This window comes from Ruegeria sp. R8_1 (genome assembly GCF_017743815.1).
GTDB classification, from domain to species: domain Bacteria; phylum Pseudomonadota; class Alphaproteobacteria; order Rhodobacterales; family Rhodobacteraceae; genus Ruegeria; species Ruegeria lacuscaerulensis_A.
The window spans coordinates 270301-285176 of the sequence record NZ_JAGHRL010000006.1; the positions used below are offsets into that span (position 1 = coordinate 270301).

The 14876-nt window shown below is 57.2% G+C and carries 22 protein-coding genes and 1 tRNA gene; 14 read left to right on the plus strand and 9 right to left on the minus strand.

Translation table 11 applies throughout. The annotated features are described in order from the left end of the window. Nucleotides 1-12 precede the first annotated feature (12 nt). Genes J7380_RS15305 through nthA form a run of 3 tightly spaced genes read right to left on the minus strand, consistent with a single transcriptional unit; the run spans nt 13 to nt 1636 of the window. Nucleotides 13-351: a nitrile hydratase accessory protein gene (locus J7380_RS15305; RefSeq protein WP_209196625.1), complete on the minus strand. Its 339-nt coding sequence runs from the start codon at nt 349-351 to the stop codon at nt 13-15. Continuing rightward, nucleotides 348-1025, minus strand: coding sequence for a nitrile hydratase subunit beta (nthB, locus tag J7380_RS15310; RefSeq protein ID WP_209196626.1), 678 nt, complete (start codon nt 1023-1025; stop codon nt 348-350). The genes J7380_RS15305 and nthB overlap by 4 nt, the downstream gene beginning before the upstream one ends. Beyond that, a complete protein-coding gene (gene nthA / locus J7380_RS15315; protein WP_209196627.1) occupies nt 1022-1636 on the minus strand; it encodes a nitrile hydratase subunit alpha in 615 nt (204 codons plus the stop codon). Before nthA ends, nthB begins: the two co-directional genes overlap by 4 nt. A gap of 150 nt (nt 1637-1786) precedes the next feature. Between nthA and secG the strand changes: the two genes are divergently transcribed. The 10 genes from secG (at nt 1787) to J7380_RS15365 (ending at nt 10019) form a co-directional block, all read left to right on the plus strand. Further along, on the plus strand, nt 1787-2152 hold the full coding sequence (secG, locus tag J7380_RS15320; RefSeq protein WP_209196628.1) for a preprotein translocase subunit SecG: 366 nt from the start codon (nt 1787-1789) through the stop codon (nt 2150-2152). A 161-nt stretch (nt 2153-2313) separates the two neighbouring features. After that, nucleotides 2314-3957, plus strand: coding sequence for a CTP synthase (locus J7380_RS15325; protein WP_209196629.1), 1644 nt, complete (start codon nt 2314-2316; stop codon nt 3955-3957). A gap of 94 nt (nt 3958-4051) precedes the next feature. After that, complete coding sequence (locus J7380_RS15330) at nt 4052-4828, plus strand: isocitrate lyase/phosphoenolpyruvate mutase family protein (protein ID WP_209196630.1); 777 nt, start codon at nt 4052-4054, stop codon at nt 4826-4828. Between the two features lie 123 nt (nt 4829-4951). Next, the gene (locus J7380_RS15335; RefSeq protein ID WP_170352760.1) at nt 4952-5401 is read left to right on the plus strand and encodes a TerB family tellurite resistance protein; all 450 of its coding nucleotides are present in this window, start codon (nt 4952-4954) and stop codon (nt 5399-5401) included. A 20-nt stretch (nt 5402-5421) separates the two neighbouring features. After that, complete coding sequence (locus J7380_RS15340; RefSeq protein ID WP_170352759.1) at nt 5422-5859, plus strand: TerB family tellurite resistance protein; 438 nt, start codon at nt 5422-5424, stop codon at nt 5857-5859. After that, complete coding sequence (locus J7380_RS15345) at nt 5856-6608, plus strand: PhnD/SsuA/transferrin family substrate-binding protein (RefSeq protein ID WP_348539114.1); 753 nt, start codon at nt 5856-5858, stop codon at nt 6606-6608. The genes J7380_RS15340 and J7380_RS15345 overlap by 4 nt, the downstream gene beginning before the upstream one ends. A 125-nt stretch (nt 6609-6733) precedes the next feature. Continuing rightward, nucleotides 6734-7510 (plus strand): ATP-binding cassette domain-containing protein, encoded by a 777-nt coding sequence (locus J7380_RS15350; protein WP_209196631.1) that lies wholly within the window; start codon nt 6734-6736, stop codon nt 7508-7510. A 32-nt stretch (nt 7511-7542) separates the two neighbouring features. Continuing rightward, a complete protein-coding gene (locus J7380_RS15355; RefSeq protein WP_170352757.1) occupies nt 7543-8256 on the plus strand; it encodes a transporter substrate-binding domain-containing protein in 714 nt (237 codons plus the stop codon). 72 nt (nt 8257-8328) lie between these two features. Next, nucleotides 8329-9216, plus strand: coding sequence for an ABC transporter permease subunit (locus J7380_RS15360; RefSeq protein WP_209196700.1), 888 nt, complete (start codon nt 8329-8331; stop codon nt 9214-9216). Beyond that, nucleotides 9213-10019, plus strand: a complete 807-nt coding sequence (locus tag J7380_RS15365; protein ID WP_209196632.1) for an ABC transporter permease subunit — start codon at nt 9213-9215, stop codon at nt 10017-10019. The genes J7380_RS15360 and J7380_RS15365 overlap by 4 nt, the downstream gene beginning before the upstream one ends. A 79-nt stretch (nt 10020-10098) precedes the next feature. Here J7380_RS15365 and J7380_RS15370 read toward each other — a convergent pair. Next, nucleotides 10099-10175, minus strand: a tRNA-His gene (locus J7380_RS15370). Nucleotides 10176-10222: 47 nt separating this feature from the next. Continuing rightward, a complete protein-coding gene (locus J7380_RS15375) occupies nt 10223-10705 on the minus strand; it encodes a GNAT family N-acetyltransferase (protein ID WP_209196633.1) in 483 nt (160 codons plus the stop codon). A gap of 77 nt (nt 10706-10782) precedes the next feature. Between J7380_RS15375 and J7380_RS15380 the strand changes: the two genes are divergently transcribed. Continuing rightward, nucleotides 10783-10971: a DUF6324 family protein gene (locus tag J7380_RS15380; RefSeq protein WP_209196634.1), complete on the plus strand. Its 189-nt coding sequence runs from the start codon at nt 10783-10785 to the stop codon at nt 10969-10971. Nucleotides 10972-10975: 4 nt separating this feature from the next. Here the strand turns inward: J7380_RS15380 and J7380_RS15385 are convergent, their stop codons facing one another. Then, on the minus strand, nt 10976-11407 hold the full coding sequence (locus tag J7380_RS15385) for an MmcB family DNA repair protein (protein WP_209196635.1): 432 nt from the start codon (nt 11405-11407) through the stop codon (nt 10976-10978). A gap of 114 nt (nt 11408-11521) precedes the next feature. On the opposite strand from J7380_RS15385, the gene J7380_RS15390 reads away from it, so the two are divergent. The 3 genes from J7380_RS15390 (at nt 11522) to J7380_RS15400 (ending at nt 13456) form a co-directional block, all read left to right on the plus strand. Beyond that, the gene (locus tag J7380_RS15390) at nt 11522-11842 is read left to right on the plus strand and encodes a metalloregulator ArsR/SmtB family transcription factor (protein WP_209196636.1); all 321 of its coding nucleotides are present in this window, start codon (nt 11522-11524) and stop codon (nt 11840-11842) included. Next, nucleotides 11839-12264, plus strand: a complete 426-nt coding sequence (locus J7380_RS15395; RefSeq protein WP_209196637.1) for an SRPBCC domain-containing protein — start codon at nt 11839-11841, stop codon at nt 12262-12264. The genes J7380_RS15390 and J7380_RS15395 overlap by 4 nt, the downstream gene beginning before the upstream one ends. Before the next feature lie 334 nt (nt 12265-12598). Beyond that, complete coding sequence (locus J7380_RS15400) at nt 12599-13456, plus strand: glycosyltransferase family 2 protein (RefSeq protein WP_348539118.1); 858 nt, start codon at nt 12599-12601, stop codon at nt 13454-13456. On the opposite strand, the gene J7380_RS15405 is transcribed toward J7380_RS15400, so the two are convergent. The 3 genes from J7380_RS15405 to J7380_RS15415 are packed head-to-tail and all read right to left on the minus strand — an operon-like array spanning nt 13440 to nt 14874. Then, nucleotides 13440-13787, minus strand: coding sequence for a hypothetical protein (locus tag J7380_RS15405; protein ID WP_209196639.1), 348 nt, complete (start codon nt 13785-13787; stop codon nt 13440-13442). The two genes, J7380_RS15400 and J7380_RS15405, sit on opposite strands and share 17 nt — an antisense overlap. Nucleotides 13788-13843: 56 nt before the next feature. Continuing rightward, the gene (nusB, locus tag J7380_RS15410) at nt 13844-14326 is read right to left on the minus strand and encodes a transcription antitermination factor NusB (RefSeq protein WP_170784329.1); all 483 of its coding nucleotides are present in this window, start codon (nt 14324-14326) and stop codon (nt 13844-13846) included. Continuing rightward, on the minus strand, nt 14323-14874 hold the full coding sequence (locus J7380_RS15415; RefSeq protein ID WP_209196640.1) for a 6,7-dimethyl-8-ribityllumazine synthase: 552 nt from the start codon (nt 14872-14874) through the stop codon (nt 14323-14325). Before J7380_RS15415 ends, nusB begins: the two co-directional genes overlap by 4 nt. Nucleotides 14875-14876: the final 2 nt, after the last annotated feature.

Here is a 14876-nt window from a genome sequence, read left to right on the forward strand (position 1 = left end):
GGGCAGAGCCCCCTACCCGGGATGCCGTAAATGCACCGGTTGCCCGTGCGGCGTCGTCAGATACGCCTCTTCCCATGCGGACTGCAGGCTCGACACCTCTTCGGACGCCGCCGCGCCCTGTTCGGCGAGCAAGTGCTCAAGAGTCTCCAACCACGCGTTGAAATAGTCATCGCCCCCGTCCAGCTCTCGATCGAGGCCATGTTGTTTGAGGGTGCGCGAAAACCGATCTGCCCAATCGGGCCAGTCGAATCGTCCGGCCTCGTTCAGGGCCACGGTCACGGCAAAAACCTGTGCGTGCCATGGCGCTGAGAAAGCGGGTTCAGGGGCGCTGAGGGTTGGGCAAGCGGTCATGCCGGCTCCAGATAGCTTTGCCAAAGGTCCAGCACGACTTCGTCCTTTGGGTTCTCAGGGTCCGCCCATAATTCTGATGCCGGGAAAACCACCGCATAAAGCGGCTCGGGCGCTTCGCCCAAACCATGCGCGCTGGAATCGGGCAGCACATGGGTGCCGTGCAGACGCAGAATGCGCCCTGTTGCGCCAGAGGCATAAATCGGTAGGCGCGTGTGCCCGCCATCGACCTTGCGATTGGCCGCAGGGTGGGCGGTGCGCACCTGTTGCCCGATCCCGAACGCGACCGGCACGTCCGATGGGCGATCTGCCGGACCGCCTTTGGCAAGCGCGGCTGCCACTGCCTCAGCCCTTAGCATCCGCGCGGCCAACGGATGTGGATCGTCTGAGCCCGCCTCTGACAAATCCTCGCGAGTCAGAACGCCCTTTTCCACCAACAGATCGGCAAGGCCGGAGACCCACTTTTCATAGTAGGAGAACCGAGCATAATCCTTGGGCGACAACCTCTCTCGGGCGTGCCGCGATGTATCAATGTTCCACTGCCCCAGAAACCCGGCGGCCAGCGTCACCGCCAACGCGCGACCGTGCCAATCCTCGGCAAAAACCGGGGCGTCGTTAGGCTCGGGGTTGATCGGGCCATCTCCAAAGCGGCCCCCCATGTCATGTACGCGGGTCATGCGGACACCTTGGGCAAGCCGGTGCCGATCATACTGTCACGGGTCACGAGCGCGGCAAGGGCGTCCTCGTCCAGCCCCTCGGTGCCGTCGGGGCGCATCGGCAGGACCAGATAGCGAATCTCGGCCGTTGAATCCCAGACCCGCACTGCTGTCTCAGCCGACAGGGTGACGCCAAACTCGGCCAGCACCTTACGCGGTTCGCGCACAGCGCGGGCACGGTATGCGTCAGACTTGTACCAGCCCGGAGGGATTCCCAGCAGCGGCCAAGGGTAGCAACTGCAAAGCGTGCAAACGACCATGTTGTGCTGTTCGGGCGTGTTTTCGACCACCACGATATGCTCGCCCTGACGGCCATAGAACCCCAGATCGGCGACAACGGGCGTGGCGTCTTCAATCAAAGCACGTTTGAAATCCGGGTCCAGCCAAGCCTTTGCAACAACCCGCGCCCCGTTCTGAGGGCCAATCTTATTCTGGTAGGTATCAATGATCTCATCCAGCGACGCCGGGTCGATCAACCCTTTGCGGGTCAGAATCGTCTCAAGCGCCTTGACGCGCAGAGCGGGTTCGGGTGGCAAAAGGGCGTGCGGGTGGTCGTGATCGTCATGAGGCATGGCGGCAGGGTGCGCCAGCTTTCGTCGATCTGTCCAGTCCCTTTGCTGTGATAAGACACATCATGGGGTGTGATGCAAAGTCCTGACTTGCCCCCGGAACCAAACTTGCATAAGTACCACGCGATACACGCCACGCTGTACAGGACTACCATGGAAAACGTCGTTCTCATCATCCATCTTCTTCTGGCTCTGGGCCTGATCGCCGTTGTTCTGATGCAGCGGTCCGAAGGCGGTGGCCTGGGTATGGGTGGCGGCGGTGGCGGCGCCATGACCGGCCGCGCGGCAGCGACTGCGTTGGGCAAGGTCACATGGATTCTGGCGGCGTGCTTTATCGTCACCTCGATCACGCTGACCATTCTGGCCGCGCAAAAATCCTCGGGCAGCTCGGTCATCGACCGTCTGGGCGTTCCGGCCCCGGCTCCGGCCGAGGAAAGCACACCGGCAGTTCCGTCGGCGGATGATCTGCTGCCTCCGGCGCAGGGCGACAACGCGCCGCTGATCCCGCAAGCGAACTGATCCACAAAACCTAGAAATCTGAAAGAGAACTGCAACAGCATCTTGCGGTTCTCTTGCGCTTTGGGCGCGAATCCTTTATGTGTGAAGTCCCGTGATGCAGCGGTTTTTCGTAAACCGTCGGGCAGCTGATTTTGACGTCTCACGGGAGCTAGCCGAACAACATGGCGCGTTTTATTTTCATCACCGGTGGTGTGGTTTCGTCCTTGGGCAAAGGGCTGGCTTCGGCGGCTTTGGGCGCTTTGTTGCAGGCACGGGGCTACTCGGTTCGCCTGCGTAAGCTGGACCCTTATCTGAACGTCGATCCCGGCACGATGTCGCCGTTTGAACATGGCGAAGTGTTCGTCACCGATGATGGGGCCGAGACCGATCTGGACCTTGGCCACTATGAACGCTTTACCGGTGTGGCGGCGCGCAAGACCGACTCGGTCAGCTCGGGCCGGATTTATTCGAATGTGCTCGAGAAAGAACGCCGTGGCGATTATCTGGGCAAGACCATTCAGGTGATCCCTCACGTCACCAATGAGATCAAGGATTTCATCGCCATTGGCGAGGATGAGGTCGATTTCATGCTGTGTGAGATCGGCGGCACCGTAGGCGATATCGAGGGCCTGCCCTTCTTCGAGGCCATCCGCCAGTTCAGTCAGGATAAGCCGCGTGGTCAGTGCATGTTCATGCACCTGACGCTGCTGCCCTATATCAAGGCGTCGGGCGAGTTGAAAACCAAGCCGACCCAGCACTCGGTCAAGGAACTGCGCTCCATCGGTCTGGCACCGGATATTCTGGTCTGCCGCTCGGAAGGGCCGATTCCGAAGAAAGAACGTGAGAAACTGGCCCTGTTCTGCAATGTGCGTCCTGACAGCGTGATCGCGGCGCAAGACCTCAGCACCATCTATGACGCCCCGCTGGCCTATCACCGCGAAGGTTTGGATCAGGCGGTTCTTGATGCGTTCCAGATCAGCCCTGCCCCCAAGCCCGATCTGGCGAAATGGGAAGATGTCAGCGACCGCATCCACAACGCCGAGGGTGAAGTGAAGGTGGCTATCGTCGGCAAATACACCCAATTGGAAGACGCCTATAAGTCAATCGCCGAGGCGCTGACCCACGGCGGCATGGCCAACCGCGTCAAGGTCAAGGTCGAATGGGTCGATGCCGAGGTCTTCGATACTGAAGACGCCGCCCCGCATCTTGAGGGCTTCCACGCGATCCTCGTACCCGGTGGATTTGGCGAACGTGGGACCGAGGGCAAGATCAAAGCGGCGCAATATGCGCGTGAACATAAGGTGCCCTATCTGGGCATATGTCTGGGCATGCAGATGGCGGTAATCGAGGCCGCCCGTAACGCGGCAGGCATCACCGAGGCAGGGTCCGAAGAATTCGACCACGAGGCCGGGAAAAAGCGTTTTGAGCCAGTTGTCTATCACCTGAAAGAATGGGTGCAGGGCAACCACAAGGTCGAACGCAAAGTCGGCGATGACAAGGGCGGCACCATGCGTCTGGGCGCTTATGATGCGGTTCTGGCAGATGGGTCCAAGGTGGCCGAGGTTTATGGCGGCTCAAATATCGAAGAACGCCACCGTCACCGCTATGAGGTCGACATCAAATACCGCGACAAGCTTGAAAAAGCGGGCCTGAAATTCTCGGGCATGTCGCCCGATGGCCGTCTGCCTGAGATTGTCGAATGGTCCGATCACCCATGGTTCATCGGCGTTCAGTACCACCCCGAACTCAAGTCAAAACCGTTTGATCCGCACCCTTTGTTTCGCGATTTCGTCCGCGCCGCAAAGGACACTTCGCGCTTGGTCTAAGTCACCTTAACGTGACGGGTGTTTCGGATTTTTCTGTTCGAAACACCTGTTTACAGGGTTAACTGTCCGTGAACCACGAGACAGGAGACCGGCCATGACCGATCAGATCAAACAAGCGGAACGTTTCGCTGCCCTGCACCAAAAAGGCACACCGGTGATCCTTTACAATATCTGGGACGCGGGTAGCGCCGGTGCCGTGCGCGATGCCGGTGCCAAGGCAATCGCGACAGGAAGTGCACCGGTCGCAATGGCTCAAGGGTTCGGCGATGGTCAGAATATCCCGATGGACTTTGCGCTGGATAACGTCCGTCGCATCGTCTCAGCGGTCGATTTGCCTGTGACCTTGGACTTCGAAGGTGCCTATGCCGAAAGCCCTGTAGCAATTGCGGCCAACGTCCAGCGTGCATTGGAGACTGGGATCGTCGGCTTTAACTTCGAAGATCAAATTGTTGGAACCAATGATCTTTATGACATTGAAACCCAGGCCGCGCGGGTGACTGCAATGCGTGAAGGAAGCGACGTGGCAGGCGTTCCGGCTTTCATCAACGCCCGCACAGATTTGTTTTTGAAGGCCAAGCCAGAGGCGCACGATAATGCGATGTTGGATGAAGCCATTGCACGGGCCAGTGCCTTTGCAGATGCAGGGGCAAACGGGTTCTTCGCACCGGGTCTTAAGGACGAAGGATTGATCGCCCGACTTTGCGAATCGACCGAACTGCCGGTGAACATTATCGCATTGCCCGGAACGCCTGATACGGCGACTCTGGCCTCGCTGGGTGTGGCACGTATCAGCTATGGCCCCGTACCCTATCGCCAAATGCTGGGCTGGTTGCAGGAACAAGCAGGCGCGGCATTACAGCAAGGCGGTTGAAAACCGAGCTTTGTTGGCGCTTTTTCGCGTATTGTTTTCGTCAATGGTGGCTTGATGATCACGGATGGCTATGACAGGTAGTCCGTGCTTGGCGGGCTACCAAATATAGAATAACCTCGCGATATGTTGAAAAAGTTTTTTCAGGCGTTCCGACCGCCACAACACGACAATCTGCCTGACCCTGATGCAGAGCTTGCGCTCGGGGCGCTGATGGTGCGCGTGGCGCAGGCGGATAGGGACTATAAGCTGGAAGAAATCAGCCTGATCGACCGCATTCTGGCGCGGCTATATCAGCACAACGCGATCGAGGCCGCCAAGGTTCGCGCAACCTGCGAGAAACTGCACGCCGCCGCCCCTGAGACGGACACTTTCGGCAAGCTGATCCGTGAGACCACCGATCTGCATGAACGTCTCGCCGCCTTGGACGCATTATGGGAAGTCGTGTTGGCCGATGGCAGCTCGGATGAGGGCGAAATGAAAATCGTCGAAGAGGCCCGAATTGCGATGGGTCTAAGTTATAATGACAGCCAAGCCGCCCGTGGCCGCGTGCAAAGACGCTTGGAAGAGACCTGACGGCGCTTTATATCTGGCGCATGTTTAGTGATTTTCTGTCCCGCCTGACAAACCCGCAGCCCGATCCGCTGCCCGATCATGACGCGCGCCTGGCGCTTACGGCCCTTTTGGTGCGGATCGCACGTTCTGACAATGATTATGCCGACAGCGAGATGTCCCGTATCGACCGGATATCCATGGAACGCTATGGCCTGTCCCCTTTCGAGGCCGCCGGTTTGCGCGCCCGTGCCGAAGATCTTGAAGCCGAGGCACCGGACACTGTGCGTTTTACACGTGCCATTAAAGAAGCCGTTGCCTATGATGACCGGCTCGCGGTCGTTCAGGCCCTGTGGTCGGTTGCTTTGGCGGATGGACACCGGACGGGTGAAGAAGATTCGCTCTTGCGGCTTGTGGTAAGTCTTTTGGGCGTCAGTGACGTAGACTCGGCACTGGCCCGACAGAAGGCCGCCAAGTCGTGATCGCTGCGCTGGGCATGTACGACTTGCCCAGCTTGCGGCCTGCCAACGACCGCTACTGGTCGTTGATTCGCTCAGCTTTGGGTTACGGCCCGGTTGAACTTACACGCGTTGCGGAACCATGGGATATCTGGCTAAACCCTGACTTGTTGTTCGCGCAGACCTGCGGGATGCCTTTTCGCACGCGGCTATATGGTCACGTTCAGTTGGTTGGTACGCCCGATTATGGGCTGTCTGGCTGTCCGCCGGGTCATTATCGATCGGTATTTGTGGCACGCGCCCGGGATTCACGCGGGCTTGCTGACCTTTCCCGAGGCACCTTCGCCTATAACGAGGCGACGTCTCAGTCCGGTTGGGCAGGCCCCTTAGTTCATCTTGAAAGAATGGGATTGTGTCCCCTGTCCGGTCTGGAAACCGGATCTCACGCCATGTCGGCCCGCGCAGTGGCTGAAGGCGATGCCGATTTTGCGGCACTGGATGCGCTCACTTGGTTGATGCTGAAAGAACATACAAAATTGGGAACGGAACTGCGTGATGTCGACGCGACAGAACCTACCCCTGCCCTGCCCTATGTCACCTCGGGCACACAGGACGCGACCGCTGTCGCCAAAGCTGTCCGACACGCAATCAACGCTCTGCCGCCCCGCGACCGCAATGCTCTGCATCTGCTGGACCTGATCACCATACCTGCGCAAGACTATCTTGCTACTCCAAACCCCTCTCCGAACATGGTCAAGCAGCTTATTCCCTGACCGATTTGACCAGAACGTCTGGTCAATTTGACGGTTTCGCCCCCCAATCGTGTCATTTGCGCATTGCATTGAGCTGAAATTTAAGCCCTAGTACCGCACCAACACCAACAACACTCAGGTCGCCCGTGACAGATTCCACTCCGGTCATCGAGATCAAAAACCTACACAAGAGTTTCGGCAATCTTGAGGTGCTGAAAGGGGTGGATATTACGGCAAGACGGGGCGATGTCGTATCGCTGATCGGCTCGTCTGGGTCCGGGAAGTCAACCTTGCTGCGCTGCTGCAACCTGTTGGAAGACAGTCAGCAGGGTGAGATTCTGTTCAAGGGCGAGCCCGTGCGCTGGACAAGTAGCGACCATCACCGCCGACCCGCTGACCCCAAGCAGGTGCTGCGTATCCGCACGAACCTGTCGATGGTTTTCCAGCAGTTCAACCTGTGGTCTCACATGACCATCCTGCAAAACGTGATGGAAGCCCCTGTTACCGTTTTGGGACGTGACAAGGCCGAGGTTGAGGACAGCGCCCGCAAATATCTGGAAAAAGTGGGCATTGGCGACAAGTGCGACGTCTACCCGGCCCAGCTTTCTGGCGGCCAACAACAGCGCGCTGCTATCGCGCGCGGGCTATGCATGGAGCCTGAAGCCCTGTTGTTTGACGAACCAACATCGGCGCTGGACCCCGAGTTGGAACAAGAAGTGATCAAGGTGATCAAGGATCTGGCCGCCGAGGGGCGTACTATGATCATTGTGACCCACGACATGAAGATGGCGGCTGATATCTCAAGCCATGTCGTCTTTCTGCATCAGGGCCTCATCGAAGAAGAAGGTCTGCCGGAGGACATCTTCACCACCCCTGAATCCAAGAGGCTTCAGGGCTTTCTATCCGCCACACAGGCGGCCTAATAAACGGACAGGACCAAACTGGGGAGTAACCAATGAAAAAACTGATTCTGACCACAGCAGCCCTGGCGCTCGGCGCTGGTATGGCAATGGCGGACACCGTCCGTCTTGGCACGGAAGGCGCCTATGCTCCGTGGAACTTCGTCAACGATGCCGGCGAAATCGACGGGTTTGAGCGTGAGCTGGGCGACGAGCTGTGCAAACGCGCCAACCTGGAATGTGAATGGGTCAAGAACGATTGGGATTCGATCATTCCGAATCTGGTGTCGGGCAACTACGATGCCATCATCGCCGGTATGTCGATCACCGACGAACGTGACGAAGTCATCGACTTCACCCAAAACTACACGCCGCCGGATCCGTCTGCTTATGTTGCGATGTCCGATGGCGTTGATCTTGCCGGTGGCGTGATCGCTGCGCAGACCGGCACCATTCAGGCGGGCTATGTCGCCGATTCCGGCGCGACTCTGGTCGAGTTCGCAAGCCCCGAAGAAACAATCGCAGCCGTTCAGAACGGTGAGGCGGATGCAGTCCTGGCGGATAAATCCTTCCTGGCGCCCTTCACCGAAGACGGCTCGGGCATGGTTTTCGTTGGTGACGAAGTACCGCTGGGCGGCGGTGTCGGTATGGGCATCCGCGAATCCGACGGTGAGCTGAAAGAAAAGTTCAACACGGCGATCCAATCCATGAAGGATGACGGCAGCCTGAACGCTCTTATCACCAAATGGGAAGTGTCTTCGACCTTCTAATCCAAACCTCGGCGGAGCGCCCCATCGCAGGGCGCGCCGCATCTGAGCCCTTGCAAGTCAAAGAGGCCCGCCATTTTCTCGTTCTGCACTGACCCCGAAACGCTCGGCACGGTCCGTTGGTTCTCTTGCTACCTGACCAACGGTGTCCATTGGCTGTTCTACCTGTCCTTCTTCAAGGTTCTGCTGCTGCTGGCGATCACCGCGCCTGTGGCATTGGGGTTTGGCTTTCTTGGGGCGATGGCGGCCCGATCTCATTTTTTGCCGCTGGCATGGCTTGGCAAAGGTTACATCGCCGTCGTGCGCGGTGTCCCTGACATTGCCTTTTTCATGTTCTTCGTAATTGCTTTGGATCAGGCGTTCGAATGGACGCGACACAAAGTTCTGTGCCCCGAATGGACGGACCCGATCAGGCAAGGCAATGATTTTATCGTCTGTCAGGCTGCGAAATTGCCGCTGGGCACATCCCCTGAATGGGTCCACGAAACCTATGGGTTCTTTCTGGCCGTTATTACCTTTTCGATCGTTTTTGGTGCCTTTGCAGCGAACGTCTTGTTTGGCGGTATGCGCGCGGTTCCCCATGCACAACTAGAGACGGCCGCGGCTTATGGCATGACAAATCGCCAGACCTTTTGGCGCGTTCTGGTTCCTCAGATGTGGGTTTATGCCCTGCCCGGCTTATCCAACCTTTGGATGGTGTTGATAAAGGCCACGCCGCTTCTGTTTCTGCTGGGCATCGAAGATATCGTGTACTGGGCACGTGAGCTGGGCGCGATCAAGAACCCGAAATTCACCCAATACCCCCATGGTGACTGGCGAATGTGGTACTTCCTTGCTTTGCTGGTTTTCTACCTTGGAATGACCCGTGTGTCCGAGATTGGCCTGGAACGCCTGATGCGCCGACTGTCGCACGGTCAGGCCACCTCGGGCGGAGAGTTGCTGCGTAAGGAGACGACGGCATGAGTTGTCTTCAGACTATTCAGGATTACGGCCTGCGTTCGATCGGGATTGGTGAGCGGTTGCTGCCACGCGATGGTTTCACCCTATGCGAACACTTCACCCTGATCGGCTCGGGCATGATCTGGAATATCTATTTCGGCATCATGGCGCTGATCACCGGGTTCTTTCTGGCCACGGCATTGGCGGTGGGAAAAGCGTCGACAAAGAAATGGCTGCGCAAACCTTCGGAATGGTTCATCTTCCTGTTCCGAGGCTCGCCACTGTTTATCCAGTTTTTCTTTGCCTATTTCTTCTTCCTCTCGCTCAAACAGAATTTTCCCTTCCTTGACGCCCTGACATCCGCTTGGTTGGGCGCGCTGATCGTGCTGTTCTTCAACACGGCAGCCTATTCGGGCGAGATCTTCTATGGCGCGCTGCGCTCGATCCCCAAGGGCGATATCGAGGCCGCAGACGCCTATGGCATGACCGGCTGGCCGCGGTTCCGCCGCATCATCTGGCCCACCATGCTGCGGCTGGCCTGGCCCGCCTACACCAACGAGGCGATTTTTCTGTTCCACGCAACCACGCTGGTCTTCTTCTCGGCCTTCCCGGTCTGGCAGCAGCGCGGGGACGCTCTGTACTACGCCGGATATTTCGCGGACAAGACGTTCAACCCGTTTGTCCCCTACCCGATTCTGGCCTTTTATTTCATCTTGCTGACTCTGGCCGTGATCTGGGGATTTGGAATGGTCAACAAGCGTCTGAACCGGCATCTGCCGGTTGCCAAACGCAGTAAAATGAAGCTCAGGCTGAATCTGGTGCGCTGACCCCGGCGCACCTTTTCGCAACACAACATGCGCACGGCTCTGTCCTGTGCGTTTCTTTTTTCGCGTTTTTTTGAGGAAATGGTACCGCCTCCCTGGCTTGAACAGGGGACCTCTGGATCCACAATCCAGCGCTCTAACCAACTGAGCTAAGGCGGCACTCGTGAGGGGCGATTTACCGAACGCGCCGGGGGAATGCAAGAGGATTAAAGCCGAATTTTCCAGCTTTGTTCGACAAGATCGACCCCAAAGGAATGCACTGGTTTGCTGTCCGTCAAATGCCACCCTTCAGCTTTGTAAAGCGCGCAAGCCGCCCTATGGCTTTCATGGGTCCATAGCGACATCTGTGTGAAACCAACAGCACGCGCGTGGTTCATACAGGTGCGCAACAAGCGTTTGCCAAGCCCCTTCCCCCTCGCCTCTGGCACCAGGAAAAAAAGCCGCAGTTTTGCTGTGTCCTCATCTAGCCGGACACAAAAAATACTCCCAAGGCGATCACCTGCCTGCTCGGCCACCCAACCGCGTTCGCATTTGGGATCATGACTGGCCACGAACTCGTCAAGTATCTGGTGCACCAACCGGGCAAAGCTTTTGTCGAACCCTTCATCGCGCTCGTATAGGATTGCGTGCTGCTCGACCAACCAAGGCACATCTGACGCGCGAAAGGGTCTGATTTCTACATCGTTCATACTGTATCTGAGCGCATCTCTGTCTTGATTCTCAAGTCTTTGCGCGCTAGCACAGACCCTCATCCCCGGAGGCGCAAATGAGCATCAACACCGAACGTGACATTCAGGCAAATCTGCAGATCGGCCCAACCGATCAAGGTATGGTACGCCTGTTCATTGAGGCGGATGGCGTCGAGATTCCGATGGACTTTGAACCGGACGAAGCCGAAGAGATTGCAGAAGAAATCCGTGCTGCTGCTCAGGCTGCTCAGGCTGTTAAAGGCTGAAGTATCAAAGCCTTGGATCGCGCAACGCGTGTAGTCTCCGGGCCGCATCTGTGGCGAATTTCTGGATCATCTTTTTGCGACGTGCTGGTACCAGTTTATCCTCGGGTGCCATTCGAATTATTTCAGCATCGTAGGCATCGGCGATAATCAGCCCCGTCTCAGGCGGCAACAGCTCGGTCGGAAAATCTGTATCCACGGCCCAGAAAAACCGATCACACCACTCCAAATAGCCCTGCCACTTGGAATCCGATTGGTAATCGGCCCGACTGGATTTGCATTCCACTACCCACAATTCACCCTTGGGGCCCAACCCCATAACGTCCACACGCAACCCGCGCGCCGGCACGAATTCCTCAACAGAAACAAAACCGTGCGCGCTGAGATGGCGCGCCACGCCGCGTGCTAGCTTCTGGCCGGGTTGTAAATCCAATGTCATTGGGAAAATGTGAACAATTCGTGAACAAATTGCAAGGGTGAGATTACCGTTGACATGATACCATATGGTATTGAATAAATATAAAACCAAATGGTATCGTATATGAGGAAACGGATGCCTGACCAAATCCAAAACGCGTTTCGCGCGCTTGCGGACCCCACGCGCCGGGACATCGTTCAGATGCTTGCATCGCAGGATATGACAATCGCGCAACTGACAGATTGCTTCGACATGACCCGAGCGGCGGTCAAGAAACACCTGACCGTGTTGTCGGACGGAGGCCTCATCCAGGTCGAAGCTCGGGGGCGAGAACGCATCAACCGTCTTGAACCCGAGGGAATGGCCCCTGTTCTGGATTGGTTGAGCTTCTTTGATCAGTTCTGGGACGAGCGCCTGCGTAACTTGAAAGAAGCCATTGAGAGGAAAGAGACATGACCAAAGCAGTTTTGCAAAAGACCATCTTCCTGCGCGCCGAACCGGGCACTGTCTGGGCCTATCTGACCGAACCGGAACATCTTGCCGAATGGTTTCACAAGCCCGAACGCCCACTGGCCGCAGGACAAAAGCTTGAGATGTTCGGGACCACAAGCGGCGATCTGTTGATCTGGGGAGAGGTGCGTGAGGCGCGCAAGCCACAGTATCTTGAATATACCTTCACGGTGAAACCGATGGGGGACGCTGTCAGCGTGGTCAAATGGACGTTAGAACCCATAGACGGCGGAACGCGATTGTCGTTGGAGCACGAAGGCCTGCCACAAGGCGCAGAGGCTTTCGGCCTGATCCTGGCCCTGGACAACGGTTGGGACGAGCATTTCGGCAAGATGCGCAAGGCGCTGCACGAAACTGTTGACGCTTAACCCCTTGTGCCAGCCCGTCAGACCCCCTAACTAAGCGCTTGGCGGGTTCTGCCCTTCTTGTGACTGGTAGCATTCTGGTGGCCTTAAGCAATTCCGAGGGGGCTGGCTCTGTTCAGGTCCTGGCCTGATTACCTGGCGCCCACCTGTACATACAGGTCCTCGGGAATCACACCGCACGGTTGACTGGTGGTCCCGCCACATTTCAGATTGCCTTTTAGCCCGAACAAGTCGGCTCCAATAGACCTGTGGTTACCCATCCTGTTTAAAACCGCGGTTTTGAAATGGTTTTTAAGTTGAACGAACTATCATGTCCCAAAACGTAGCTATCTGGACAATGGTCCGAAACGACGAGTTCTTTCTGAAGCTGTGGGTCGATTACTACGCGCGCTTCGTGCCGCGCCAAAACCTGTACATCTTGGTCGACGGCGATGACAGTGCCTTACCCGATACTCTGCAAGGCTGCCAGGTTATTACATTTCCCCAAAACCAACCCAGCCGAGGGTGGGACCGAAAACGTTGGAACTTTTTATCTCAGTTCGCAAGCTCCCTGACTTACCGATTTGATGTGGTGATAGGCGGCGACGTCGATGAGTTGATCGTCCTTGACCCTTTGGTGGGCAACGATCCTGTCCAGTACATTTTGCAGCAGACAAACGCACAGGTAATTTCCCCGTTCGCGATAGAAGTTGTGCAACGCGTCGACCTCGAACCCGCTCTGGACGCTCAACGCCCCATTCTGGAACAACGCAGGTACGGCCGGACCAACGCGTTTTATTGCAAGCCCTGCATCACCCGCGCGCCAATAAGTTGGAGCCTTGGGCAACACTATTCAAACCACCCACGCCTGAATTTGTCCTCTGATCTGTTTCTGTTTCACCTTCGTTTTTTTGATCGCGACACTTTGTTAGAACGTCAGAAACAACGCTATCTCCACATTACGAATGATAACTCGGATATTGTGCAGGGTGTTGCCGGAGCCGGTTGGGCGCAATCGGTCGAGCAGGTGAGCGCGGAACTACAGAGCTTCGCCGACTATGGGCCTCCAGAAACGAATGACTTTTCGTTCGAGCACTTGCGCAAGCAAATAAAGAAAAAATGGAGATTCGAAGAAAAGCGCCAGATCTGGAAGCACGCGAAATTCAGCGGTCAGAGTACGTTCGTCATCCCTGAAAGGTTCAGCTCCGTTTTCTGACAGTCTCTTGGAAGGTCCTCTGAGTTTGGCTTTTATTCTTGATTTCCTGCACGGCCACGGCAGCCTGAACACCGTGGAAAACTGGCGTTCCACGACGCGGACCACCGGGTTTCTCTGCCATGCTCATGATCTTGTAAGCGAACTGGACGCCTGCAAAGACAATCCCGTTCATGAACCAGATCATGACCAACGCCACCAGCCCAACGTCCGAACCCCAGATCAGCCCGCGCAGATTGGCTACGTTCACCGCCAACAGCACGCCGACAAACACGGCCGAGATTACGAATCCCCAGATAACCTGAGTGATATAAAGACGGATGAGCTTGGGCATAGCGGCACTCCTTGTTTGGACACAAGGTTAGCCTGCAACGGCTCGGAGTAAAGGCGTCAGAACGCCTCGGGCTGGGCCTCGCGCGCCATGTGGTCCAGTACCGCGTTGACGAATTTCGGCTCTTTGCCTTCGGGAAAGAAGGCGCGGGCCACGTCGACGAACTCTGTTATGACGACCTTGGGCGGCGTGTCGCTTTGGGTCAGTTCGGCGCCTGCGGCGCGGAACGCAGCGCGCAGGGTCGGGTCGATGCGCGCGATGGGCCATTTGGCCACCAACGCACGGTCGGTCATCTGGTCGATCGGGGCCTGATAGTTTACGGCGTCCTCGACCAGTTTGCGGAACAGGCGGATATCGCCGTCCAACATTTCTTCGCCCTCATAGACGGCACCGAACCGGTGATCCAGAAACTCGGTCACGACTGCTTCGGTCGTCTGGCCCGACTGCTCCATCTGGAACAGCGCCTGCACGGCGTAAAGCCGGGCGGCGGATTTCATCAGGCGTTTCTGGTTTGCCGGTTTCGGCGCGTCTGTCTGGGTCATGCTGTCGTGGATCCGTTGCTGTCGCCCGCCACAAGGATGGACTCGGACGGCGGCTTGAAGCCCACGCCCTTTTTGGAAGAGCCCCACTTACGGCTGAGCGCGATCAGATGCAAGGCCGCAGCGGCTGCCCCGCCCCCTTTATTCATCTTTTCGGGATTGGCGCGAACCTCGGCCTGTTCGTCATTCTCGACTGTCAGGATGCCATTGCCGATCAGCAGGCCCTGCAAGCCCATCAACTGAATGGCGCGACTGGAATCGTTGCACACCGTTTCATAATGCGTGGTCTCGCCGCGAATAACGCAACCCAGCGCGACATAGCCATCATAGTTGCACTGCCGGTCGGCCATGGCGATGGCGGTCGGGATTTCCAGCGCGCCGGGAACCTCGACCACGTCACAAGTGCCGCCCGCCGCCTCGATCTCGGCCGTGGCACCGGCAACCATATTGTCAGCAATGGCGCGATAGAACGGGGCCACCACCAGCAGCAGTTTCACCGGCTTGTCGAATGTCGGGGTCGGCAGGACGCCGTGTTTGTCTTGTTCAGCCACGA